Source organism: Streptomyces sp. TLI_105 (assembly GCF_900105415.1).
Classification (GTDB): domain Bacteria; phylum Actinomycetota; class Actinomycetes; order Streptomycetales; family Streptomycetaceae; genus Streptomyces.
In genome coordinates this window covers 5,709,523-5,732,759 of record NZ_FNSM01000001.1, presented here as the reverse complement: position 1 = coordinate 5,732,759, position 23,237 = coordinate 5,709,523, and the positions used below count along the sequence as shown (strand labels likewise).

The 23,237-nt window shown below is 68.6% G+C and carries 23 protein-coding genes and 1 tRNA gene; 17 read left to right on the top strand and 7 right to left on the bottom strand.

The genetic code is table 11. The annotated features are described in order from the left end of the window. The first annotated feature begins 141 nt into the window (after window positions 1-141). From hsdR to BLW86_RS41055, 3 genes are all read left to right on the top strand, one after another. Window positions 142-2,538 carry an EcoAI/FtnUII family type I restriction enzme subunit R gene (hsdR, locus tag BLW86_RS26185; RefSeq protein WP_093878874.1) on the top strand — a complete coding sequence of 799 codons (2,397 nt, stop codon included), beginning with the start codon at window positions 142-144 and terminating at the stop codon, window positions 2,536-2,538. A 130-nt stretch (window positions 2,539-2,668) separates the two neighbouring features. After that, the gene (locus BLW86_RS26180; protein ID WP_256341432.1) at window positions 2,669-4,192 is read left to right on the top strand and encodes a type I restriction-modification system subunit M; all 1,524 of its coding nucleotides are present in this window, start codon (window positions 2,669-2,671) and stop codon (window positions 4,190-4,192) included. Further along, entirely contained in the window at window positions 4,189-5,328 is a 1,140-nt protein-coding gene (locus BLW86_RS41055) for a restriction endonuclease subunit S (protein WP_143060277.1), read from the top strand. Before BLW86_RS26180 ends, BLW86_RS41055 begins: the two co-directional genes overlap by 4 nt. 598 nt (window positions 5,329-5,926) lie before the next feature. On the opposite strand, the gene BLW86_RS42150 is transcribed toward BLW86_RS41055, so the two are convergent. Then, entirely contained in the window at window positions 5,927-6,094 is a 168-nt protein-coding gene (locus BLW86_RS42150) for a hypothetical protein (RefSeq protein WP_177181757.1), read from the bottom strand. 35 nt (window positions 6,095-6,129) lie between these two features. Further along, window positions 6,130-6,591, bottom strand: a complete 462-nt coding sequence (locus BLW86_RS26170; protein ID WP_177181756.1) for an NUDIX hydrolase — start codon at window positions 6,589-6,591, stop codon at window positions 6,130-6,132. Here BLW86_RS26170 and BLW86_RS26165 point away from each other — a divergent pair, their 5' ends adjacent. From BLW86_RS26165 to BLW86_RS26120, 10 genes are all read left to right on the top strand, one after another. Continuing rightward, the gene (locus tag BLW86_RS26165) at window positions 6,592-7,389 is read left to right on the top strand and encodes a GntR family transcriptional regulator (protein ID WP_093876303.1); all 798 of its coding nucleotides are present in this window, start codon (window positions 6,592-6,594) and stop codon (window positions 7,387-7,389) included. 138 nt (window positions 7,390-7,527) lie between these two features. Beyond that, entirely contained in the window at window positions 7,528-7,872 is a 345-nt protein-coding gene (locus tag BLW86_RS26160) for an SCO3933 family regulatory protein (protein WP_093876302.1), read from the top strand. 3 nt (window positions 7,873-7,875) lie between these two features. Beyond that, window positions 7,876-9,231: an FtsK/SpoIIIE domain-containing protein gene (locus BLW86_RS26155; RefSeq protein WP_093876301.1), complete on the top strand. Its 1,356-nt coding sequence runs from the start codon at window positions 7,876-7,878 to the stop codon at window positions 9,229-9,231. 83 nt (window positions 9,232-9,314) lie between these two features. After that, window positions 9,315-10,016, top strand: coding sequence for a DUF2637 domain-containing protein (locus BLW86_RS26150; RefSeq protein WP_093876300.1), 702 nt, complete (start codon window positions 9,315-9,317; stop codon window positions 10,014-10,016). Between the two features lie 12 nt (window positions 10,017-10,028). Next, window positions 10,029-10,220 (top strand): mobile element transfer protein, encoded by a 192-nt coding sequence (locus BLW86_RS26145; RefSeq protein WP_093876299.1) that lies wholly within the window; start codon window positions 10,029-10,031, stop codon window positions 10,218-10,220. Between the two features lie 29 nt (window positions 10,221-10,249). Then, on the top strand, window positions 10,250-10,408 hold the full coding sequence (locus BLW86_RS26140) for a hypothetical protein (protein ID WP_093876298.1): 159 nt from the start codon (window positions 10,250-10,252) through the stop codon (window positions 10,406-10,408). Between the two features lie 11 nt (window positions 10,409-10,419). Continuing rightward, the gene (locus BLW86_RS26135; protein WP_093876297.1) at window positions 10,420-10,752 is read left to right on the top strand and encodes a SpdD-like protein; all 333 of its coding nucleotides are present in this window, start codon (window positions 10,420-10,422) and stop codon (window positions 10,750-10,752) included. An 88-nt stretch (window positions 10,753-10,840) separates the two neighbouring features. Next, window positions 10,841-12,238, top strand: coding sequence for a replication initiator protein RepSA (gene repSA, locus BLW86_RS26130; protein ID WP_093876296.1), 1,398 nt, complete (start codon window positions 10,841-10,843; stop codon window positions 12,236-12,238). Further along, on the top strand, window positions 12,235-12,444 hold the full coding sequence (locus BLW86_RS26125) for an excisionase family DNA-binding protein (protein WP_093876295.1): 210 nt from the start codon (window positions 12,235-12,237) through the stop codon (window positions 12,442-12,444). The genes repSA and BLW86_RS26125 overlap by 4 nt, the downstream gene beginning before the upstream one ends. Continuing rightward, window positions 12,444-13,580, top strand: coding sequence for a tyrosine-type recombinase/integrase (locus BLW86_RS26120; RefSeq protein ID WP_093876294.1), 1,137 nt, complete (start codon window positions 12,444-12,446; stop codon window positions 13,578-13,580). Before BLW86_RS26125 ends, BLW86_RS26120 begins: the two co-directional genes overlap by 1 nt. Before the next feature lie 100 nt (window positions 13,581-13,680). Here BLW86_RS26120 and BLW86_RS26115 read toward each other — a convergent pair. Beyond that, a tRNA-Val gene (locus tag BLW86_RS26115) sits at window positions 13,681-13,755 on the bottom strand. Between the two features lie 166 nt (window positions 13,756-13,921). Here BLW86_RS26115 and BLW86_RS26110 point away from each other — a divergent pair. From BLW86_RS26110 to BLW86_RS26100, 3 genes are all read left to right on the top strand, one after another. Further along, window positions 13,922-14,683 (top strand): DUF4097 family beta strand repeat-containing protein, encoded by a 762-nt coding sequence (locus BLW86_RS26110; RefSeq protein ID WP_093876293.1) that lies wholly within the window; start codon window positions 13,922-13,924, stop codon window positions 14,681-14,683. Window positions 14,684-14,842: 159 nt separating this feature from the next. After that, window positions 14,843-16,117: a coiled-coil domain-containing protein gene (locus BLW86_RS26105; RefSeq protein ID WP_256341711.1), complete on the top strand. Its 1,275-nt coding sequence runs from the start codon at window positions 14,843-14,845 to the stop codon at window positions 16,115-16,117. Window positions 16,118-16,369: 252 nt separating this feature from the next. Next, entirely contained in the window at window positions 16,370-16,582 is a 213-nt protein-coding gene (locus BLW86_RS26100; protein ID WP_030688048.1) for an FmdB family zinc ribbon protein, read from the top strand. A 7-nt stretch (window positions 16,583-16,589) separates the two neighbouring features. Here the strand turns inward: BLW86_RS26100 and BLW86_RS26095 are convergent, their stop codons facing one another. From BLW86_RS26095 to BLW86_RS26085, 3 genes are all read right to left on the bottom strand, one after another. After that, window positions 16,590-17,405 (bottom strand): HAD family hydrolase, encoded by an 816-nt coding sequence (locus BLW86_RS26095; protein WP_093878870.1) that lies wholly within the window; start codon window positions 17,403-17,405, stop codon window positions 16,590-16,592. Window positions 17,406-17,527: 122 nt separating this feature from the next. Continuing rightward, entirely contained in the window at window positions 17,528-20,155 is a 2,628-nt protein-coding gene (locus BLW86_RS26090) for a phosphoribosyltransferase (RefSeq protein ID WP_093876292.1), read from the bottom strand. Between the two features lie 18 nt (window positions 20,156-20,173). Further along, window positions 20,174-21,358, bottom strand: a complete 1,185-nt coding sequence (locus BLW86_RS26085) for an HpcH/HpaI aldolase/citrate lyase family protein (protein ID WP_093876291.1) — start codon at window positions 21,356-21,358, stop codon at window positions 20,174-20,176. Between the two features lie 184 nt (window positions 21,359-21,542). Here BLW86_RS26085 and BLW86_RS26080 point away from each other — a divergent pair, with 184 nt between their 5' ends. Further along, on the top strand, window positions 21,543-22,454 hold the full coding sequence (locus tag BLW86_RS26080; RefSeq protein WP_177181755.1) for a TerD family protein: 912 nt from the start codon (window positions 21,543-21,545) through the stop codon (window positions 22,452-22,454). A 16-nt stretch (window positions 22,455-22,470) separates the two neighbouring features. On the opposite strand, the gene BLW86_RS26075 is transcribed toward BLW86_RS26080, so the two are convergent. Next, window positions 22,471-23,208 (bottom strand): TerD family protein, encoded by a 738-nt coding sequence (locus BLW86_RS26075; RefSeq protein WP_093876290.1) that lies wholly within the window; start codon window positions 23,206-23,208, stop codon window positions 22,471-22,473. Window positions 23,209-23,237: the final 29 nt, after the last annotated feature.

Below are 23,237 nucleotides of genomic sequence, written 5' to 3'. Positions count from 1 at the left end.
AGCAACTCGCTGGGGGCATTTTGGGTCTGCCCCGTGTGCTGACCTGCGAGAACTGCCTCAAGGGTCCAAGTCCAGCTCTGGCTAAGGGCATACAGCTCCAGGACGGACCGGTTGTCAGCGTTTTGGCGTACCGTGATGACCATGGTTGACAAGGGGCGGGATGAAGCGACCATTTGCCGGGATTACGTGCTTCCGCGTCTGAAGGACGAGTCGGGGTGGTTGCCTGGCCAGATCAAGGAGCAGGTGCCGGTCACGGCAGGGCGGATCGTGCGGGCTGGCCGGTCTCATCGTCGGCAGCGGCCTCTTCAGGCCGACTTCGTCCTGGAGATCGCCGAGGGCGTCCCGGTAGCAGTCGTCGAAGCCAAGCGCGAGTTCGCTGATCCCCGCGACGGCTTGCAGCAGGCCAAGGCGTACGCCGAGCAGCTCGACTTGCCCGTAGCTATCTCGACTAACGGCCACGGCGTCGCCATGTTCAACTTCCTGACCGGTGAAGAGACGAGCCCCGAGTACTTCCCGCGCCCAGACGAGCTGTGGGGGTTGTACCTGATCCATCAGGGCATCACCGACAGCACCGTTGCAGATGTACTGCGCGAGCCCTTCAGCCGCATGCTGAAGCACGCTGACGGAACCCCGAAGGAACCCCGCTACTACCAACGCATTGCCATCCACCGCACGGTGGCTGCTTGCCTGGGTGGCCAGCGCGACCGTTTGTTGCTCACCATGGCGACCGGCACCGGCAAGACCTTCACGGCGATGCAGATCGTCTGGAAGTTGATGCAGTACTGGGAGCACACCGGGCAGGCTGGCCTCAAGCGTGTCCTCTACTTGACAGACCGCGACAGCCTCATCGAGCAGCCGATGCGGAACGAATTCACGCCCGTCTTCGGCGAAGCGGTCCACCGCATCCGCGGCGAGAAGGACACCGCGCGGAGTATCTACTTCGCTACCTACCAGGCTCTCACCAATGTGACTCGTGCCGACCTGTTTAAGGAGTACGGGCCCGACTTCTTCGATTTGGTCATCGTCGATGAATGCCATCGAGGCAGCGCCAAGGAGCAGTCCAGTTGGCGGGCGATCCTTGACCATTTCAGCCCAGCGATTCAGCTGGGTCTGACCGCCACCCCGAAGCGTGCCGCAAACATCGACACGTACAAGTACTTCGGCGAACCCCTCTACACCTACTCACTCAAGCAGGGTATTGCGGATGGATACCTGGCACCCTACCGAGTACGCCGCGTCGTGCTCAGTCCGGATGCCGAAGGGGTCCAAATCACCGCTGGCGAGGTCGACAAGTATCAGCGGGAAATACCCGAAGGCTTGTATGAGACGAAGGACTTCGAGCGCATCATTTCGCTCCTGAAGCGGACCGACGCGGCGGCTCAGTACCTCACGGACTATCTCCATGACACAGACCGCATGGGGAAGATGGTCATCTTCTGCGTCGACTCGGACCACGCGCTCGATATGAGGCAGGCCATGACCAACGCTAACAAGGACATGTCCCGAATCCATAAGGACTATGCAGCCCGCATTGTGAGTAAGGAGGGTGACTGGGGAAAACACAAGCTCGAGCAGTTCCAAGACCCTGAGACGTTGGCCCCCGTCGTGGCCACCACGTCGCGCATGCTGTCAACGGGCGTCGATATTCCGACCCTCCGCACCGTGGTCCTGTTCCGCCCAGTTGGATCCGTGCATGAGTTCAAGCAGATTATCGGCCGGGGAACGCGGCTGGCTGAGGACTACGACAAGCTGTCCTTCGAGATCATCGACTTCGTCGGCGCGACCGTCCTGTTCGAGGACGCTGAATTCGATGGTCCAGCCGAGTACGAGGTCCAGGACACGATCGACGACGATGGCCAGGTGGTCTGTGATCCACAGTTGGTGGAGCCGGAGACCAACTCATCTGAAGCGTCCCCAACTGACGAGGGCGAGGACGAGGACCAGCCGCCGGCCACTCCTGTACCGCCCCGTAAGTTCATCATGGAAGACACGGAGGTGGAGATCACCGCGGAGGGCGTCTGGATGACGGAACCCGGTAGCGACCAGCTCCGCCTTGTCGAGTACCGCGACTACGCCCAAGGGGTGGTGCGAAAGCTCTTCCCCGGACCCGACAAGCTGCGCACTCGTTGGCGGACGGCTCCCTCGCGCAGTGAAATCGCCGAAGCGCTGGGTGCCCGAGGCATCGCTCTGGACGAGCTGTGCGAGCGGACGGGGTTGACCGATGCAGATCCCCTGGATGTGCTGATGCATGTGGCCTGGAACGAGCCAGCCATCAGCCGCCACGAGCGCGTCTACCGGGCCAAGCGCGCGAAGGGTGACTTCTTCGAGCCGTTGCCTGAGGAAGCTCGGGCTGTCATCGACGAGCTTCTCGATCGGTATGCCGTGCACGGCGCGGGAGAACTGGAGAAGCTGGAGGTCCTGAAGCTGGAGCCGATGCGTCGGCACGGTTCGCTACGAGAGATCGCAAGCCTCTTCGGCGGACCGGAGCGTCTCCGCCAGACGTGGGATGAGCTCCAGAGAGTCCTCTACGCGGCCTGAAAGCGACTACCCTCCCGAAGGCGGGGACGAGGCTTCAAGCTGTCACTGAGGCTCCTCACCCCCATGATCCGAAGGCTCGCATCGGCCTGCCCGCCGCCAAGCCTTACCATCCTGTCCGGAGAGAACCCGCGTGAGCACTCTGTTCAATCTGCCTGATGAGACCACCGCACGACCAGCAGGTGAGCGGCGTGCCAAGGTCGCTGACCTCAACGCCATCATCAAGCGGGCGCGTGACATCATGCGGAAGGACTCGGGTCTCAACGGCGACATCGAGCGCATTCCCCAGTTCTCTTGGCTGCTCTTCCTCAAGGCACTGGATGCGCAGGAGGAGGACCGGGAAGACTTCGGCGAGGGAACCTTCGAGCCGCTGATTGAGGAGCCCTACCGCTGGCGTGACTGGGCCGGCTGCCCCGAGAAGCAGCGCCGGACAGGCGACACGCTCACGGAGTTCGTAAACGCCGACCTCTTGCCGTATCTAGCCCGGCGATCCGGCTCGTCTGAGCTTGACGTCATCGGGACGATCTTCAAGGAAGTCCAGAACCGGATGCGATCCGGCTACCTACTTCGCTCGGTCGTAGACACCATCGCGGGCATTGATTTCCATGCTCAGAGCGAGGTCTACACCATGGCTCATGTCTATGAGTCTATGCTCCAAGAGCTGCGGGACGCTGCTGGCGATTCAGGCGAATTTTATACACCGCGGGCCGTGGTGCGTTTCATGGTTCGCATGACTGACCCTAAGCCGCACGAGATGGTTCTTGACCCGGCCTGCGGCACAGGCGGTTTTCTCGTAGAAACCTTTGAATATCTCCGTAAGCAGTATGCCGACGGCATGAGTGCGGAGGAGGCCAATGCCATCGACGTCAACCTGCAGGGGATTGAGAAGAAGTCTCTTCCGTTTCTGTTGGCGACGATGAACCTGCTCCTGCACGGCGTCAATCGCCCGAATCTGACCCTAGACAACACCCTGCACCATCCGATCGCCTCTCACCGGCATCACCGAGTTGACGTGGTTCTCACCAACCCGCCGTTTGGCGGCGAGGAGGAATCACGCGTACTGAAGAACTTTCCGACGGAAAAACGCACCAATGACACGGCATGGCTCTTCCTGCAAGTCATTATGGAGCGCCTGAAGGAGGGTGGGCGTTGCGCAGTGGTGGTTCCAAATAACATTCTGTTCGAAGGCGGAGTCGGAGAGAAGGTGCGTCGGCAGCTGCTGGACAACTTCGACCTCCATACTGTTCTAAGACTTCCGAATGGAGTTTTCGCCCCATACACTCTCATTCCGTCCAACGTCCTATTCTTCGACCGGACGGGACCAACGAAAGCAACGTGGTTCTATGAGCTGCCGCTTCCAGACGGTCGGCGCAATTTCACCAAGACGAAACCGATGACCGATGCTCATCTTGGTGATATTGAGGCATGGTGGGGTGGATCCGAACGTACTAGCCGCGTAGAGAACCGCTACGCCTGGCGGGTCCCTCGCAAAGCGCTCAACGAGCTACTTGACCTAGACGTGCGGAACCCCTATCAGGACGACGCGCAGGTTCACCGCGAGCCAGCCGACATTATTCGGGAACTCATTCAAACCGAGGAAGGAATCCTCGCGCTGCTGAGGAAGGTCCAGGAAGATCTGAGGGGTAGCGACCAGTGAAGCTCCTAAACGAAGCCCTCAGCATTTCTATTGACGCCGTCTCCGTTTCACCAAACGATCGGTTTGATATTGCCGGGGTTTACGGATTCGGTCGAGGGTTGTTTACTCGCGAGCCAATCCGAGGGAGCGAAACCAGCTATCCGAAGTTGCATCGCCTTCACGCAGGCAGCGTCGTGCTCAGCCGCCTCAAGGCATTCGAGGGAGCTATCGCCGTTGTTCCCGAGCACCTTGATGGCTGGTTCCTCTCTCCCGAGTTCCCGACATTTGCAATCAATCACGACGTAGCGGATTCCGCCTACCTTCAACACCTCTTCCGATGGCCAGGATTTTGGGAACTCTTGCGGGGCGAGTCTCGCGGCGTCGGGGCTCGCCGCGAGCGAGTGAGTGCTCAGCGGATGCTCTCGATCAGAGTGCCTCTACCTGATTCAATTAATGAACAGCAGGAAATCGCAGATCGACTTGACCGTCTTCATGGGGCGCGGAACTACAGTGTCGAGAGAACGCAACATGCCGAAGGCTTGGTTGCATCCTTGCATAATAGCCTCTGCGAGGTAAAAGCTCCTCATGTTCGCGTTGGCTCAGTCATGGAACTCTCTCGGACCCCAGTTTCGGTTGACCCAGATCAGAAGTACTCTCAGATTGGCGTTTACTCGTTCGGTAAGGGGATTATCCGTCGAGAACCGCAACTCGGTTCGACACTGAGTAAGCTAAAGTACTATCGGATCCCTGCTGGCGCCTTGATACTTAGCAATATTCAGGCCTGGGAGAAGGCGATCGCACTGTCAGACGAGTCTGACGTCGAGCGCGTTGCTTCGCAGCGTTTCCTGCCCTACGTACCTAAAAGGCAGGAGGATATTGATACCGGCTATATGAGGTACTACTTCCTCAGCGAGGCTGGTCATCCGCTGATCCTTAAGAGCTCCCCTGGCACCACGGCGCGCAATCGCACACTAGGGATCAAGGCTTTTGAGAATCTCATGGTCCCCCTTCCGGATAAAAAGACCCAGCTCCACATCTCGTCTCTGCTCGACAGTGCATATGAGATCATTCGCAGAATGAGGCAGCGCAATCAAGAACTCGATGCTTTGTACCAGGCTGCTCTCAGTGAGGCGTTCGGCGCATCCACAGCAAGCTGAAGTTTCCCCTGGGTAGCTAAAGCGCTGCAGGATGCGTTGAGCTCACTAACCCAATCGGTCAAGAATCGGCTCTGCTCGGCACGCTCGGTAAAAGATGAGTGGCAGGATTTGGCGCCTGCGCATTTCGTCGCGGTGAGGGTTGGAGCCGCAGCCCATACCTCCTCACGCTCCCATCCCGTCTGCCGTCGACCCACACACCGTGGAGCAGGCGCGGTGCCGGGCGTCCAGGTGGAGCGCCCCACTGGACGAACGACCTGGACGCCCGGTGCCGTGTCTGCTCGGCTCTGCCTGGGTCGACGGCAGACGGGATGGAAGTCCCCACCGCCACACCCCACCGGTCGGCACCCGCGCACCGAGCCCCCGCCATCCCGGAGCCTGAGCGCCCCCGCCGGAGGCATCGTCCTGAGCCGCACTCGCGTACCGCCTCGGCCACGTCGTGGGTTCGTCACCCATCAACCCGAGCTGTCAGGCGTGCGGGCCGGCGGCCGGGCTGGAGCGGGGCGGAGACAGGAGCGCAGGCCCGGGCGACGGGCCGCGCGCGCCGCGCCGTGCGCGGCGGGTGCCTTGATGAAGTAGAGAAACTCTTACCGCGCTGGCCTCAGAGGGCGATCGGCTTGTAGGCCATGGTCCTGTCGACCACCTTCTTGGGAGTCAGCTCGGGGTCTAGGTCCCAGAAGATGTAGTCGCTGATGTGCGGGCAGGCCAGGCCCTGTTTGAGGGCTGCCAGGACCTCGGAGGGCTCGTTCTCGGGGGACTCTGCGTTCATGAGGCGCTGTATGAGGAGAATCGCTTCCTCGCGAGTCATCCGATCAGTTGGCGGCCGTCATGGCTCCGCACATGGGGGCCGTGCCCATCCAATGCGTCAAGGAGCCGAATCGCGTAGACCTCCGCCATGCGCTCCTCGACCTCGGCCGGTGTCAGCCAGTCGACCGCAGTGGACTCGTTCGAGGTTCGTTCGGTGCCGCCTGAGGGCTTGCAGCGGAAGACCAGGGCGACGATGCCGCGGGTGGTGTTCTTGTAGACGCCCGTCAGCTCGTCCACCTCTACGTGGATGCCTGTCTCCTCTAGGACCTCGCGGGCTACGCCTGCTTCCGGGGCCTCGGTGAGTTCGAGGACTCCGCCAGGGAGTTCCCACGTGCCGTTGTCCGCTCGGCGGATGGCCAGGAGGCGGCCGTCCTCGCGCACTACCGCTCCGGCCACGGACACCGAGTGGAGTGGCGTTGACTTTGTTCCCGCGCTCCCGTTACTCATGTACAGGAGCATATGAGAGTGGGTAGGACTGTGGGAACTCCAGCAGGAGCTGGCAGGGCCGTACCTCGGTACGTGCAGATCGCGGACGAGATCGTCCAGCAGATCCGGTCCGGCGTACTGAAGGCCGGCGACATGGTGCCCAGTGAGTCCGAGCTCGTCGAGCGGTACGGGGTCGCCGGCGGGACCATCCGTAAGGCCATGGTGGAGGTACGGGCCAGTGGGCTCGTCGAGACCCGGCACGGGAAGGGGTCGATCGTGAAGGACCGACCTCCCGTACGGCTTCGGTCTTCGGATCGATTCCGCGCTTCTCACCGGCGGGGCGGTAAGGCCGCCTACCTCGCCGAGTCCGAGCAGTCCGGCGCCACGGCCAAGGTGAGCGTTCTCTACATCGGGCCCATGGAAGCGCCGGCCGACATCGCCGAGCGGCTCGGCGTCAACGAGGGTACGCAGGTGCTCGCGCGGCGGCGTCTGTACTTCCGGAACGGGACTCCCGTCGAGACCGCCTCGTCCTACCTGCCCTGGGACGTCGTGAAGGACATTCCCGAGTTGTTCGCCGAGAACCCCGGCCCCGGCGGCATCTACGCCCGGCTCGAAGACCACGGCCACACCTTCGCCGAGTTCATCGAGACCCTTCAGGCTCGGCCGGCCTCAAAGGCGGAAGCGTCGGAGCTGGCCCTGAGCCCTGGCGCCTCCGTGGTGCACCTGCTGCGGGATGCCGTGACGAAGGAGGGGCGGATCGTGGAGGTCTGCGACACCCTCATGGCCGCTGACCAGTTCGTCTTCCAGTACCGGATCCCCGCGACCGACTGACGCACGCTCAACTCCCCTCAACCCGCTGCGGTTTCCCTCTGCGGCGGGTTGACTCATGTACAGGAGTGGTGCACTCTTCTTCATGTCACTCCTATACAGGAGTGAAAGAGCCCAACCTCTATAGAGGAGTGATCCACTGTGCGTCAGATCCCCGTCGACACCTCCGCCGCGATGGTGATGGTGGCCCAGCCCCCGGCCCCGAAGATCGCCAACCGCCAGACCGGCGAGATCGCCACCGACCGCGACACCGGTGCCCCGCTGATGACGGTCGACGTCATGTTCGTCATGGACGGCAACGCCGAGATCCTGAACCTGACCGTGCCCAAGACCGGCATCTCCGAGGAGCTCACGATGGGCACCCCGGTCGCCCTGACCGGCGTCGTCGCCCGGCCCTGGGAGAACGAGTTCAACGGCCAGAAGCGCCACGGCATCAGCTTCCGCGCCGTCGCCGTCACCTCGCTCGCCGCCGCGAAGGTCGGCTGACCCGTGACCGCCTTAACGGTCATCCTCGCGCTGGTCACCACGGTCGCGCTGCTGCTGCGGTGGCAGCGTCCGGCCTGGTACTGGATGAGCTTCGGTGTCGTCTTCGCGGTGGTGCGGATCCTCGCCCGGTACGCGTCGGTCATGGACGCGTGTGGGCTGACCGTCCCGCCCTCGCGCTGGCGCCTGGCGCTGGCCCGGATGACCGGCCGGCCCATCCCCGACTCGCGGGCGCCCCGGATTCTGCGGCTGCGGCCGACACGTACTGGGCTCGTCCTGCGGGTGAAGCTGCGGCCCGGTCAGGACGCCTTCGACTTCTCCGCTGCCTCGGACCGGCTCCGGCACTCGTTCGTCATGCAGAACGTCACCGCCCGGGAGGTCCGCTCGGGTGTCGTCGAGCTGCGGATGACCGGGTACGACGTCCTCAAGCGGGTTCAGATGCCCGCGGCTGCCCGTGGTGGGGTGATGCGGGTTCCGGTCGCCATGCGGGAGGACGGGGAGGTCTACTACCGCGACTACCGCCAGACCCCGCACGCCCTGAACGTCGGTGCCACCCAGTCCGGGAAGTCCGTCTATCAGCGCAACCTCGTCGCCGCGCTCGCCACGCTGGATGTCGCCCTTGTCGGGATCGACTGCAAGCAGGGAGTCGAACTCGGCCCGCTCGCCCGACGGTTCACCGCCTTGGCCGACAACCCTGATGCCGCCGCCGACCTCCTCGATGCGCTGGTCGAGCACATGGAGGACGTCTACCAGCTGATCCGCCGTGAGCAGAGATTGAGTGCAGACCTGCCGGATGCGGAGATCACCGCCGACATCTGGGACCTGCCCGATCACCTGCGACCGGTCCCGATCGTGCTCCTTGTCGATGAGGTTGCTGAACTCGCTCTCTTCGCCACGAAGGAGGAAGAGAAGCGACGGGACCGGATCATCACCTCCCTCGTCCGGCTCTCCCAGCTCGGCCGCGCCGCCGGCATCTACCTGGAGATCTGCGGGCAGCGCTTCGGCTCCGAGCTCGGCAAGGGCATCACCATGCTTCGCGCCCAGCTCACCGGCCGGACCGCCCACCGCGTCAACGACGAGACCTCCGCCAACATGGCCTTCGGCGACATCGCCCCGGACGCCGTCCTCGCCACGGTCCAGATCCGCACCGACCGACCCGGCACGGCTATCGCCGGCGACTCCTCCGGTGGGTGGGTCCGCATCCGAACTCCCCACCTCTCGCTCCGGCGGGCCGTGAACATCGTGAACTCCCACGCTCACCGCACGCCTGAGATCCCCCTGCTGGACGTCTTCCGGCCCGTCCTTCCGCCTCTGGGCAAGGCTGCGGCACCCTCGGCCGTCACGGCTCCTGCGATCGTCTGAATCCCCTCGCTGCACGGCGGCGTGACCGCTTCACGCCAGGTCCCTACCCCGCCCATGCCCGAAACTGGAAGGAGGACCCTCCGATGCGTCCCATTCGCCGACCGGACGCAGTCCTCGTACAAGCCGTGATCGCCGGCGCCCTGTCCTTCGCTCACCTCCACGACCTGGCTGCGGCTGCTGGACAGTCCGGTTGGAAAGCTTGGGCCTACCCGGTCTCCGTGGATCTCCTGCTCGTCGCCGCCTGGCATCGGCTGCGGACCTCGCGGGCCGCGGGTGCGCCTGCCCGCTCGGCCTGGACCTGGTTCACGGTCGCCCTGGCCGCGTCGCTCGGTGCGAACGTCGCCACCGCCGGCCTCCTCGACCTCGGCCACGTACCCGCCTGGCTGCGCATCCTCGTCGCGGGCTGGCCCGCCCTCGCGTTCCTCGGAGGCACCCTCCTTGTCCACTCCCCCGGGCATCCGGTGGCGCCGGTCGAACCCGACACGACTACCGAACAGCCCTCGGCCGTGGAAGCCGTCATCGAACGGGATGACGTAGCCGAGCCTGAGCCGGAGATCGGCGCCGCATCGGCCCTCCCCTCACCGGAGCCGGAGCCGGTCCCGGAACCCGCACCGGAGCCCGAACCCGCCCCCGTGGCCGTACCGCCGGCGCTCGTCGCTCACGCCCGGAAGGTCGCCGACGACTACCGCGCCCGCACCGGCTACCCGATCGACACCGACACCCTGCGTGCCCGCCTCGGCGTCCCGCCCCTGATGGCAAACGCCATCGCCGCCCAGCTCGCCTGAAGGGAGACCCTCATGGCCCCTCGCGATCACTTCCACTCCGTGATGCGGATCGGTCCGGTGCAGATCGGCACCCGCCGCGACCGCCACGGCCGCACTAAGTACACCGCCGTGTGTACGGCCGACGGCTGCGGCTGGTCCACCGAGTACTCCAGCTCCTCGGCCGCCCAGCTCGCCGCCCGCACCCACCGCTGCAAGCCCCGCTGACCTCGAAGAACTCGAAGGAGTCCAGCGTCATGGACGTCCCGCTCTGGCTCGCCCTGATTGTCGTCGGCGGCCTCGGCATCAAGCTCATCCGCCCGCCCTGGTGGCTCGTCGCCGTGATCCTCCTCGGCGGCTACCTCCTCGCCGACAGCGTCCTCGCCCCGCTCATCGACACCACGATCAACAAGTAGGGAGAACCGCCATGTTCCGGACGCGCATCCCGGTCAACCCGCTCCCGACCGGCATCGTCAGCCCGCTCGTCCAGCCGACCGCCACGGGTGACATCGAGCCCCGCCACACCGCCCCCGCTCCGGTCTGCAACCACCACCACGCCCCCGCCTCGGCACAGTCCCCGGCCGTGCGCCTTACCCCGGCCGGCCTGGCCGTGGTCGTCGCCGGCGGCACCGGTGCCGTCCTGGTCGTCGGCGCGGTCCTGGTCTCCATGCTGCTCGCCGTCGCCATCACCGCCGCCTCGGTCGCCGTCTGCGCCCTCGTCCTGCGCTCTCTCCTCAACAGCCAGCAGCGGCGCCGCTAGTCGGGCTTCCGGGCGGCTCAACCGCCAAGTCTCCGCCGCCCGGAAGCCCTGCCCCTTCCCAGTTCGCAGAACCAGAAGGAACTGCCCCATGATGACCGACTCGGCCGCCTCGTCGGCGGGATTGGACACGGCCACCCTGAGCGACATGCTCCGCGTGGCCGGGTCCCCCGGCTTCGACCGTTGGCGCGAGCAGATCCACCGCACCGGCGGCTGCTCCCACCCCATCCACCTCACCGGCTGGACCCTCACCCGGGACAAGACGACCGGCGAGACCCTCCACCGCTACTCCACCGACACTGAACCGGGCGGACGGCTCCGCATCGCCTGCGGCAACCGCCGGGCCTCTCGCTGCCCCGCCTGCGCGTGGACCTACGCAGGCGACACCTACCACCTCATCCGCGCCGGCCTCGCCGGAGACAACGTCCGGAACATCCCCGCCACCGTCCGCGAGCACCCCCGCGTCTTCCTCACCCTCACCGCCCCGTCCTTCGGACCGGTCCACAACCGCCCCGGCACCCGGCCCTGCCGCTGCGGGGCCCTGCACGCCGAGGGCGACCCGGCCCTCGGCACGCCGCTCGACCCCGAGTCGTACGACTACGCCGCCGCCGTTCTCTTCAACAACCACGCCGGGCAGCTCTGGCAGCGGTTCACCACTCGCCTCCGCCGGGAGATCGCCGCCGCGGCCAGCCTCACGCAGAGGGAGCTGAAGGCGGTCGCCCGGATCTCGTACGGGAAGGTCGCCGAGTTCCAGAAGCGGGGCGCCGTCCACTTTCACGCCGTCGTCCGCATCGACGGCCCGGACGGCCCCGACTCGCCGCCGCCGGCGTGGGCCACCACCGAACACCTCGCTAACGCCATCCGCGCCGCCGCCACCCACGCGTACACGACCGTCACCGTCCCCGCCGTCGGCGACCAGCCCACCCGCCGCCTCCGCTGGGGCACCCAACTCGACATCCGCCCCGTCAAAGCCTTCGGAGACGGCTCCGACATCACCGAACAGGCCGTCGCCTCCTACATCGCCAAGTACGCCACCAAGGCCGCTGAGACCACCGGCAGTCTCGATCGCCGCATCGGCAACCGGGAGGCTCTAGTCCTCCTCGGCGTCCCCGACCACACCCGGCGCCTCGTCGAAGCCTGCTTTGACCTCGACCCGCTCTACCCGGATCGTCGACTCCTGGCCTGGGCCCACATGCTCGGCTTCCGCGGCCACTTCTCCACCAAGTCCCGCCAGTACTCCACCACCCTCGGCGAACTCCGCCAGACCCGCGCCGACTACCGCGCCGAACAGGAACGCACCGCCCGCGGCCTCGACGACATCGAGCCGGACAGCGTCCTCGTCCTCACCTCCTGGACCTACGCCGGCCAGGGCCACACCCCTGGAGAGGCCGCCCTCGCAGCCTCCATTGCCCGGGACATCCAGCTCAACCGTGAGACCGCCCGCGAAGCCCTCCGCGACCATCTCGCCCTGGAAGGAGCACCCGCATGACAGACCGACTGCTGACCGTTGGCCAGGCTGCCGAACTCCTCGGCACCACCGAGAGGTTTCCGCGTCGGCTCATCGCCGAGCGCCGGATTGCCTTCGTCAAGGTGGGACGGCATGTCCGCATTCCTGAGCGGGCCTTGGAGGAATTCGTCATCGCCCACACCGTCCAGCCGATCACCACTCGTCGCCGATTCGCGGCGGTGGCCTGATGGCAAACAGCAAAGGCAAGCGTCGCCGCTTCGGTGCAGTGCGCAAGCTGCCCTCAGGGCGTTTCCAGGCTCGCTATCAGGGGCCGGACGGGCTGACGCGATCCGCGCCCGCGACGTTCGCTTCGCAGACCGATGCCGATCGGTGGCTCGTCCGCAAGGAAGCGGAGATCATCGACGGCAAGTGGAAGAACCCGGACGACAAGGTTCTCTTCGGGGTGTACGCCGACGCCTGGTTCAAGGAACGCGACTACGCGGCGACCACACGCGAACGCAACGGCAGTGCGCTGCGCCTCCACATCCTGCCGACCTTCGCCGACGTGGTCCTGAGTGAGATCACCACACCCCAGATCCGCCGCTGGCGTGCCGGCCTCCTGGAGTCGGGTGTCGGTGAGCCGACGGTCGCCAAGGCGTACCAGATCCTCCGCGCCATCATGAACACCGCGGTCGACGACGAGCTGATCCAGCGCAACCCCTGCCGCATCAAGGGCGCCGGGGCAGCCAAGACGGCTGAGCGGCCGTTCCTCGACGTCGCCGAGGTCTTCCAGCTCGCCGACGCCGTGCCGGCGCGCTTCCGGGTGTTCATCCTGCTGGCGGCCTTCACCGGCCTCCGCTTCGGGGAGCTCGCCGCGCTTCAGCGCCATGACGTCGACCTCGACCGACGAACCGTCGCCGTACGGCGTTCTCTGGCCGAGACCCGTACCGACGGCATTCTGATCAAGACGCCCAAGAGCGCGGCCGGTGTGCGGACCGTCGCCTTCCCGGCCTCCTTGGCGGAGAGCCTGGCCACTCATCTCGCCGTCTACGCCAAGCCGGGTCGGACCGGGCTGGTCTTCACCGGAGCCCGCGGCGGGCAGCTGCGTCGGAACAACTTCCGCCGGCTGTGGCTGCGGGCTCTGAAGGCCACCGGCCTCGGAGACGTCCACTTCCACGATCTGCGCCATACCGGGAACACGCTCGCCGCGACCGGCGGCGCCACGACGCGTGAGCTGATGCAGCGGATGGGGCATTCGTCGGTGCGGGCCGCGCTGATCTATCAGCACCTCGTGAACGGGCGTGACCACGCCATCGCCGCCCATGTTGATGAGCAGATCAAGAAAGTCCGGCCGGGTGAGCCCGGCGACGCTTCTGGCACGTAACTGGCACGGCGCCCCGTAGTCGCCTCCCCGCCCAAGGAACAGACAAGGCCCAGGTTTCCGGTTCAGTACCGGTGACCTGGGCCTTTGCCTATCTACCTACTGGTGGGCGCGGACGGTTTCGAACCGCCGACATCTGCTTTGTAAGAGCAGCGCTCTACCCCTGAGCTACGCACCCGTGGAAGAGGCAACAGCCTACATGGCCGGTGGGTGGGTGTCGCAAACGGACAGGGGCCCGGGGGGTAGCCCCACCCCCTGGCCGGTGGGTCGCCGGATCGTGACGGGGAGTGGTGGGGTCCTACGGTCGGGGGATCGTAGACGTCGCTTCTGGGGGATTGATCGTCATGGCCGTACGCCGCACGTCCCGTGCGCTGCTCGCTTCCGGGGTCGCCGTGCTCGTGCTCGCGGGGTGTGGGAGCGGCTCCGATGCCGAGGGGGCGCCGGTGGAGCGGAAGACGTTCGCGTTCGACGGGGACGCGCTCACCGTCGACTCGGACAACTCCGAGCTGGTGATCACGCCCGCCGACGTCGACGACGTGCGGGTGGAGCGGCAGGTCGACGGGTGGGTGTTCATGGGGTCCGGGCCCGAGGCCCACTGGAAGCTGGTGGACGGGCGGCTCACCTTGCGGGTGGAGTGCGACGCGGTCGCGGCCAGCTGCTCGTCCGTGCACCGGATCCAGGTGCCCCGCGGCGTCGCCGTCACCGTCGAGGACGACAACGGGGGCGTGACCGCCGAGGGGTTCGACACGCCCCTGAAGGTGCGGTCCGACAACGGGGACGTGCGGGTGCGGAAGACCAGTGGGGTGCTCGATCTCGGTGGGGGGAACGGGGACCTGGACGTCGAGGACTCCGTCACCTCGCCCGAGGTCGCCGTCCGCTCCTCCAACGGGGACGTACGGATCGCCCTCGGCGCCGTCCCCCGCAAGGTCGACGTCGTCACCGACAACGGCGACGTGACCGTGACGGTGCCCGAGGCCGAGTACGCCGCCTCCGGCTCCAGTGACAACGGTGACGTCCGGATCGACGTGCCCCGCCGCGACGGCAGCGGGCACGTCGTGAGTCTGCGCAGCGACAACGGGGACGTCTCCGTTCGTACGGTGAACTGACCGGGCCGTGTGTTCGTCCTTACCGGGTGGGAGAATGAACCGGACCGGGCACGGCGGACACAGCACGGGGAGTAGTACGTGGCGGCGAGCGACGCTAGGGGCACATCGGCGCCCAGGGGTTCCTCCGCGTTCCGGCTGGCGTTCGCGCTGCCCCTGCTCATGGGCGCGCTGCTGCCGCAGGCCTTCGCGGGCGGCGGGACCCGCCGTTGGTTCGGCGGGCGCGGAGAGGGGCAGCGGGCCGAGGCCCAGGCCGCCAAGGACGCCGCCGCGGCCGCCTTCTACGAGCTCGACACCGCCCAGCGCGGGCTGCGCATCTCCATCGAGACGATCACCGCCGTCGACAGTTCACCGGAGGCGCGTCGCGCCGTCGAGGGGTTCGAGGCGCTCGGGCGGCGGATCGACGAGGTCAGCCATGGCTATATCGGTGCCGTCGACGCGCATGACCTCGACCGGGACGAGTTGGATGCCGCCACCGCCTCGCGCGCCCGCGCCGATCTGACCCGCGCCAAGGAGGAGCTCGACCGCGTCAAGGGCGAGTTGGACCGGTTCGAGGAGGGGCTCGCCCCGCTCCTCGGGCGCGCCGAGACCCAGCTCGCCCGCCTCGCGCCCGCCGTCGAGCGGGCCCGGCAGGCCCTGCGGGGCGCGAGCGGCGCCCTGGACGACGCCCGGGAGAGCGGGCTGCGCGCCGATGACCTCGCTGTGCGCCTCGCCCGCCTCGGACCCGAGCTGACCCTGCTCAACGAGGGCGCCGGCCGCCACGGCGTCGCCGAGACGCTCCAGCGCGCCGACCGCGTGCTGCGCGACGCCGAGGCCGTACGGACCGAGGCCGAGCGGCTGCCCGAGCGGGCCGCCGAGATCGACAAGCGCCTGGTGTCGCTGCGTACCCGCACCGAGGCGCTCACCACCCGCGCCGGGGGCGTCGAGCCCGTCCTCTCCGAGCTGCGCCGGCGGTACTCGGCCGCCTGCTGGCAGGACCTCCAGCACGTGCCGGAGCAGGCCGTCGCGACCCTCCGGCAGGCCGAGGAGCGGCTCGCCGAGGCCGGGAAGGCGCGGGCCGAGCAGCGCTGGCCCGACGCGACCTCGCTGCTCTCCACCGCCCGCGCGCTGCTCGACTCGACCGACGAGGCCGTCTCGGCCGCCGGGGACCGGCTGCGCCGCCTGGACGCCGTCGCGAAGGACCCGAAGGCGGAGACCGACCGGGCGCGGTTCGCGATACGGGACGCCCAGCGGCTCGCGATGGCCGGACGGAGCACGCCCGACCCCCGTCACGCCCGGCCCCTCGACGACGCCGTCGCCCGGCTCGACCGGGCCGTGGACGGGCTGGAAGGGCGCCATCCGGATTACTGGCACTTCCTGACCGAGCTGGAGGCCGTCCGCGCCACCGCCGCGCGGGTCGTCGGGCAGATCCGGGAGGAACGGGGATCCGGTCACTGACCGGCTTGGGAGTGCCTGAGTCGGTCGCTCAATGGCTTGGGGCCTGAGGAGCCAGTCGCTCAATGATTTGGGGGCCTGGGTCGGTCGCTGAATGGCTTGGGGGCCTGCGTCGCTCGCTGGACGGCTTGGGGTGCCTGAGTAGGTCGCTGAACGGCTTGGGGGCCTGCGTCGGTCGTCGGCCTGCTCGGTGATGGCTGCGCCGTCGTCGGCCTGCTCGGTGATGGCCGGTGCGGCCGCCGTTAGCCTGTTCCCATGCCTCGTTACGAATACCGCTGCCGCACCTGCGACGACACCTTCGAGCTCAGCCGTCCCATGGCCGAGTCCTCCGCTCCCGCCGCCTGCCCCGTCGGGCACGACGACACCGTGAAGCTGCTGTCGGCCGTGGCCGTCGGCGGTTCCGCCGGTGCCGCCCCCGCCCCGAGCGGGGGCGGCGGCGGTTGCTGCGGCGGGGGCTGCTGCGGCTGAGCCTCGGTCAGCCGGCGGCGGCCGCCCGGAAGCGGCGGAGGATCTCCTCCCCCGCCGCCACCCCGCGCTCCGCGAGGACGTCCAGGTGGGGTGCCGTCCAGTCGCTGTCGGCGAGTTCGCCGTGGCCCGGGCGCCAGGCCCGGTCGGCGGCGAGCAGCAGGTCGGCGTCGAGGAGGGAGTCCCCGGCGGCCAGGGTGAGCGTGGCGCCGGTGCGGCGGGCGACCTCCCGGACGGCCGCGCTCTTGGTGAGCGGCTTCGGCACGGCGTACACCTTGCGGCCCTGGAGCGAGACGGTCCAGCCGCGGTCGCCCGCCCAGCCGCCGAAGCGGTCCAGCCAGTCCTCGGGGAGCCGCTCCCGCTCGACGACGAGGTAGGCGAAGAGGTCCTCGGCCACCCGGTGCTTGCGCACCCAGGACAGGTCCGTGGTGGCGGTGAGGTACGCGCGGATCTCGGAGAGCGGCGCGCATTCGTCGTCGAGCCTGCGCAGGACGGACTCGTGCCAGTCGAGGTCGGAGACGCCGTCGACGAGGATGTGGCCGCCGTTGGCGCAGATCGCGTACTCCGGCGCGGTGCCCGGGAGCTGGATGCGCTGGTACTGCTTGCGCGTCCGCGTCGTGGTGGGCACGAAGACGGTCTCGACGGTCAGCCGCGCGAGGAGGTCGGCCGCGTCCTCGGTCATGTAGGAGAGCGGCTTGGACTCGTGGACCTCGACGCAGAGCAGCCGGGGGGCCTGGGCGTCCGGCATGCCGAGGGCGAGGGCCGCGGTCGAGTAGATGAGGGTGCGGTCGAGGTCGCTGGCGACCAGGGTCGTGCCCGTCCTGATGCCGGTCCCGGTCTCGGCCGGGGTCTCGGTCGAGGTCCCGGTCAGGGGCTCTGTCTCGGTCGAGGTCCCCCTCAGGGGCTCGGTCCCGGTCAAGGGCTCGGTCGGCGTGCTCGTCTGCGTACTCACTGGGACACCACCGCCTTGCCGTCGGCGCCTGTCGCGCCCCTCGTGTACTGAGGGTGGATCAGGCCCACGCAGCTGTACGGAAGTTCGTCGACCACCTCCACCGGTACGCCTCGCTGCTCGGCGAGCAGCCGGACGTGCGCGAGCTCGGCGTCGGCTCCCCGCTTGGCGAGGATCTTCCAGGGGACGCGGCGGAGCAGCACGCGGGTGGTCTCGCCGACGCCCGGCTTGACCAGGTTGACGTCGTGGATGCCGTACTCCTCGCTGATCCGCTCGACGGCCGCCCAGCCCTCCCAGGTGGGGGTGCGGTCGGCGGCCAGGAGCTCCTTGACGTCCGTGTCGACGGTCGCGGCGACCTCGTCGAAGCGGGCGGCGACGGCGTCGAGGAAGGCCCCTGAGACGTCGGACCCGGCCAGCTCGCGGTAGAACTTGGCGCCGTGGAAGTCGTCGGGTCCGACGAGGTCGGAGCGGAGGACCGTACGCGATATCAGGCCGGAGACCGTGGAGTTGAGACACGCGGAGGGGATGAGGAAGTCCTCGCGGGTGCCGTAGGTGCGGACGCAGGAGCCGGGGTCGGCGAGGACCGCGATCTCCGGGTCGAAGCCCTCGAACTCCCTGAGTGCTTCCGCGAGTTCGCGGGTGATGGCGCCCTTGCCGGTCCAGCCGTCGACGAACACGACGTCGGCCGGGTCGTGGTGGGCGGCGAGCCAGCGCAGCGCGTTGGCGTCGATGCCGCGGCCGCGCACGATGGAGACGGCGTAGTGCGGGAGGTCGAGGCCGTGACGGGCCTGCGCCCAGCGGCGCATGAGGACGCCGACGGGGGTGCCGGCCCGGGCGAGGGAGACCAGGACCGGGCGCGCGGACCGCTCGGCGAGGACGGTCTCGGTGACCGTGCCGACGGCGCGGGCCATCCGGGCGGCGGAGCTCTCCAGGGCGGTGTGGAAGAGCTCCTGGTAGCGCTCGCTGGGCTGGTACTCGACGGGGAGCGACTCGGCGTAGTGGGCGCCGCCGCTCTGGATGGCCTCCTCCCGCTCCTCGGTGGGTGCCTCGAGTTCGACGTCCGAGAGGTCCTGGAGCAGCCAGCCGACCTCTTCGGGTGCGTACGAGGAGAAGGCGGGGCCGCGGAGGGGCTCGGGCAGCATGGAGCTCCTTTCGGGAGCTTCGGTGACGGAGGCCGTGGGGATGTGGGACGGGATCACCGCGAGCACGACGCGCGGGATGTGCGCGGCGAGCTGGGCGAGCAGGCCGTCCGGGGCGTGCAGGGCCGGGGTGTCGGCGGCGGAGTCGACGACGAGGACGACGGCGTCGAAGCCCGCGCCCGCGACGTTGTAGGCGTAGCGCTCGCCGGGCCCGTCGGCGGGGTCGTCGTGGGCCGGGAAGACGAGTCGGGTGCGGATCGCGTAGCCGGGGTCGTCGACGGCGAGGACGGGCGAGCGGGTGGTGGTGGAGTAGCGGACGTCGTGGCCGGCGTCCTCCAGGGCGGTGCCGAGGCGCAGCGGCGCGTACATCAGCTCTTCGAAGCCGAGGACGAGCACGCGGGGTTTCGCCGGGGGCGTGGCCCGGGGCTGGGCTTGGGGAGCGTGCTGGGCCTCGCCCTCGCCTTGGGCCTGCTCCTCGGCCTGGGGAGCGCGCTGAGCCTCGCCCTCACCCTGGGTCTGGTCCTCGGCCTGGGGGGCGTCCTGGGCCCCCTGGGCCTCCATGGCCTGCCCCGGCGTGGCGTGGGCCTCCCCGGCCGCTGTCCCCGCCGGGCTGCGGAGCGCCTCCGCGAGCCTGTTCGCCATCGCCGGCAGCGCCGTCTCCAGGCGCTCCCGGTGCTCGGTCGTGAAGCCGTGCCGGCCGCCGTCGGGGAGCTCCTCGGGCCAGCCGAGTTCCACCCGTACGGGTGCCTGCCCCGGGCCGGTCGCCGCGGCCCGTACGGAACCGTGCGCCTTCTCGTGTTCCGCCACCAGCGCCTGGCCCTTCTCCAGGACCCCGTCCGGGAGGCGGACCGTGCCGACGGCGCCGGCTATCAGGTCGACGCGGGTGCCGATCTCCGTCGCGAAGGCGTCCAGGCGGCCGGCGTCGGCGTCGGAGCGCATGTCGACGAGGGCCACGACGACGTACCGCTCGCGCGGGTAGCGCTCGTGCAGGGCGCGGATGGTGTTGAGGACGGTGTTGCCGGTGGAGAACTCGTCGTCGACGAGGACGAGGGGGCCGTCGCCCGCGAGGAGCTTGGGGTCCTCGGGCAGCAGGAGGTGCGAGGTGGCGTGGGAGTGGGACTCCTCGAAGCCGCCCGCGCGGGCGACGCCGGCCACCGGGCGGCGGGTGGAGTGGAGGTACGGGGCGAGGCCGAGGCCGTCGGCGACGGCGTGCCCGAGGGCGGTGGCGGTCTCCGCGTAGCCGAGGACGACGGACCGGGCGGCCTCCTCGTCGCCGAGGAGCTCGCGGACGCTCCGGCCGAGGGCGAGGCCGGAGCCGTACACGAGGGAGGGCCGCTGCGGCACGTGCTTGCCGAGCACGTTGGAGACCAGCAGGTGCGCGCGCTTGGGGTTGCGACGCAGTGCGAGGCCCAACAGGGCCGGTAGCTCCTCGTCGCCGATCAGTTCGACGCCCAGTCGCTCCGCGACCCACGTTCCGGTCCACACCACGTCGTCGACGTCCCTTCGTCAGCCGGCCAGGCCGGCGGTGAGCAGATCCACGAAGCCGACGTCCTCCTTGGCGACGCCGAAGACCTCGGCGCGCAGGAGGGTGCGCTCGGCCCACGCGCGATGCGGCTTCACTTCGTTCATCTTGTTCGTGTAGGCGGAGCGGAGCACGCCGCCGCCGTCCCGCTCGGGCCGCAGGATGTCCTGGGCGTCGCTCCACTCCTCGTGGCTGACGACGGAGAGGGCGTGCACCGGCACCACGTGGGTGGGGTGGATGCAGGTCTTGCCGAGCAGGCCGTTGGCCCGGTCGAGTTCGATCTCGCGCAGCAGGCCGTCGAGGTCGTGCTCGATGAGGGCGGTGCGCAGGTCCTCGGCGCGGCCTTCGAGGAAGGGGCTGCGGCGCAGCTGGGGCTTGAACATGCGCTCGCCGGGGCGGAAGTACTCCCAGACGGGTCCGGTGACGGTGAAGCCGGTGCCGTCGGAGCGGCCGAGGACGTTGACGACGTCGGCGATGACGCTCGCGACGATCTTGATGTCGTAGGCGGTCATGTCGGGCGAGCGGCGCAGCCCGTAGGCGGAGCAGAAGTCGGTGACGCCGAGGCGGAGGGCGAGGACGCGGTCGCGGTGCTTGTCGGTGATCGAGGCGATCCCGGCGAGGGTCTCGGCCCGGGTCTCCAGGTGGAGGAGCTCGGGGGACTCCAGGACGGGCATGGCGAAGAGGCGCCGGCCGGTCGTCCGCTCGGCCTCGGTGAGCGCTTCGAGGAAGGCGTGGCCGCGGGCCTCGGTGAACTTGGGCAGTACGAATCCGGACAGCAGGCGGACGGATGCGCCGAGGCGGTCGACGAGGTCGGTGATCTGGCGCGGTTCGCGGACCCGGATGAAGAGCAGGGGCAGGTCCGGGGCGGTGTCGGCGTCCGTCCCGGTCCCGGCGGCGAGGTCGGCGAAGTGCCGGACGAGGTTGTCCTCGCCCGCCTCGACGTCGGCGTCGCTGATGGAGTCCTCCAGGCAGAGCACCATGGAGACCACTCCGCGTCCGGCCTGTTTGCGCACGGCGTCGGCGAGCCGGGGCCGGGTGGCCGGGCTGTAGAGCGTGGCGCCCAGGGCCACGGCGAGCGTGCGCGCGGGCGAGTCGGCCGTGAAGTCGGCCGGCTCCTGGTGGAACAGCCCGGTCCGCACCGCGGACGGGATGTGCCCGAAATGACGCATGTAAGTCCCCCGTCTGCCTCTTCGGCCCTGATGACACGTGGCCGGTAATAGTACGTAGGTGCGGGTGTCCGTAGTTCCCTGGGCGCATGAAATTCGGGTAACTCACCGGCGTCCGTCGCCCCTCCCGGTATCGGGAGTGCCCCCGCGTTGTCCGCGGGTCGGGCGGGAGGGCAGGATTGCGGTCATGACGCACGCGATGCAGAAGGGCTCCAACGTCCCTCTCGACACCGCGGCCGTACGGGCCGTGCTCCGCTGGACCCCGGGCCCCGGGGTCCCCGACGTGGACGCCTCGGCCCTGCTCCTCGGGCCTTCCGGCCGCGTGCGGTCCGACGAGGACTTCGTCTTCTACAACCAGCCGCGCCATCCCTCGGGGCTGGTGCGGCGGCTGCCGAAGAAGCGGGTCTCCGAGGGCCTGACGGACACCGTTGAGGCCGATCTGGCCGGGCTCGACGTCTCGGTCGACCGGGTGGTGATCGCGGCCTCCTCCGACGGCGGCACCTTCCGCTCCGTCTCGGACCTGCGGATCCTGCTGTACGACGCGGTGGCCGGGGCGGAGCGCGAGCCGCTGGCCCTGTTCGACGTGACGGCGGAGACCGGCGAGGAGACGGCGGTCATCTGCGGCGAGCTGTACCGGCGCGGGGACGGCTGGAAGTTCCGCGCGGTGGGGCAGGGCTATCCGACGGGGCTCGTCGGTCTCGCCACGGACTTCGGCATCTCGGTCGACGAGGACGCGGCGGAGGACACGGCGCCGGGCGGCGCCCCTGAGGCCGCCCAGGACGCCCTGGGTCCGGCCGGTGGCGTCCCCGGCTCCCCGGAGGGCGCGTCGGCCGCCGGCTCCCCCGCCGGCGGCTCCCACGACCCCGACCTCGACCTGACCGTGGTCCACGCCCCCGTGCCGCCGCAGCCGGCCGTGCCGCCCGTGCCCGACCGGCTGCCGCCCGTGCCGGACCGGGCGCCCGCCTACGGCTATCCGCAGCAGCCGGTGACCGCTCCGGCCCCCGCGTACGGCTACCCGCAGCCGGTGACCGCCCCCGAGCAGAACCCGGCACCGGAGTTCCGCATGCCGCCGATGGGGCCCCAGTTCGTCCGGACCTGAGCCGGCGGGCAGGGCCCTACGCCTTGGTCTTGTAGCCGCGCCCCCACTGGAGTCCCCAGCCGTACAGCCGGTCCAGTTCGGCCTGGAAGCCGTATACGAACCGCACCTCGCGGCGGACGGTCAGCTCGCCCTTGACGTTCTCCATGGAGAAGACGGCGCAGGAGCGGGCCTGCGGGGCGCGCTCGTCGAGCTCGATCTCGATCCGGGGGCCGTTGCTCGGGTAGAGGGTGACCTTGGCGTGCGTACGGTCGAAGGCCGGCGTCTGGTCGTAGATGTACACGAAGAACAGCAGGCGCTTGATCTCGTCCCGGTGGTCCAGGTTGACGAAGATCGTCTCGCCCGAGGAGCCTCCGAAGCGGTCGTCGCCGCTGAGCTTCACGTACGGGGCCGTGTTGAGGTCGCCGAAGAAGCCGCCGAGCGGCTGCACGACGCCCTTGCTGCCGTCGGTGAGCTCGTAGAGGCAGCCCAGGTCGAGGTCGACGTTGACCATGCCCTGGGTGTGGGCCTGGACGACCTCGGGCTTGAAGAGCTGGGCCGGGTTCCGCAGCAGCCGCCCGCTCTGCCGGGAGCGGCCCTCGATGTCGGAGGTGCGCATCCGCCAGGAGAGGTTGACCCGGAGGTTGCCGGTGGCGGCGCCCTGTTTGGTGAGCGAGACGGTCGGGCGCCGTTTCGTCAGGTCGATCGCGTTCGACGCGGCGCTGCCCGAGTCGTACTGCGCCGTCCTCGTCGGAAACAGGTTGTCCCAGAAGGCCATGTCGCCTTCACCCCCCACTGGTCGTCAAC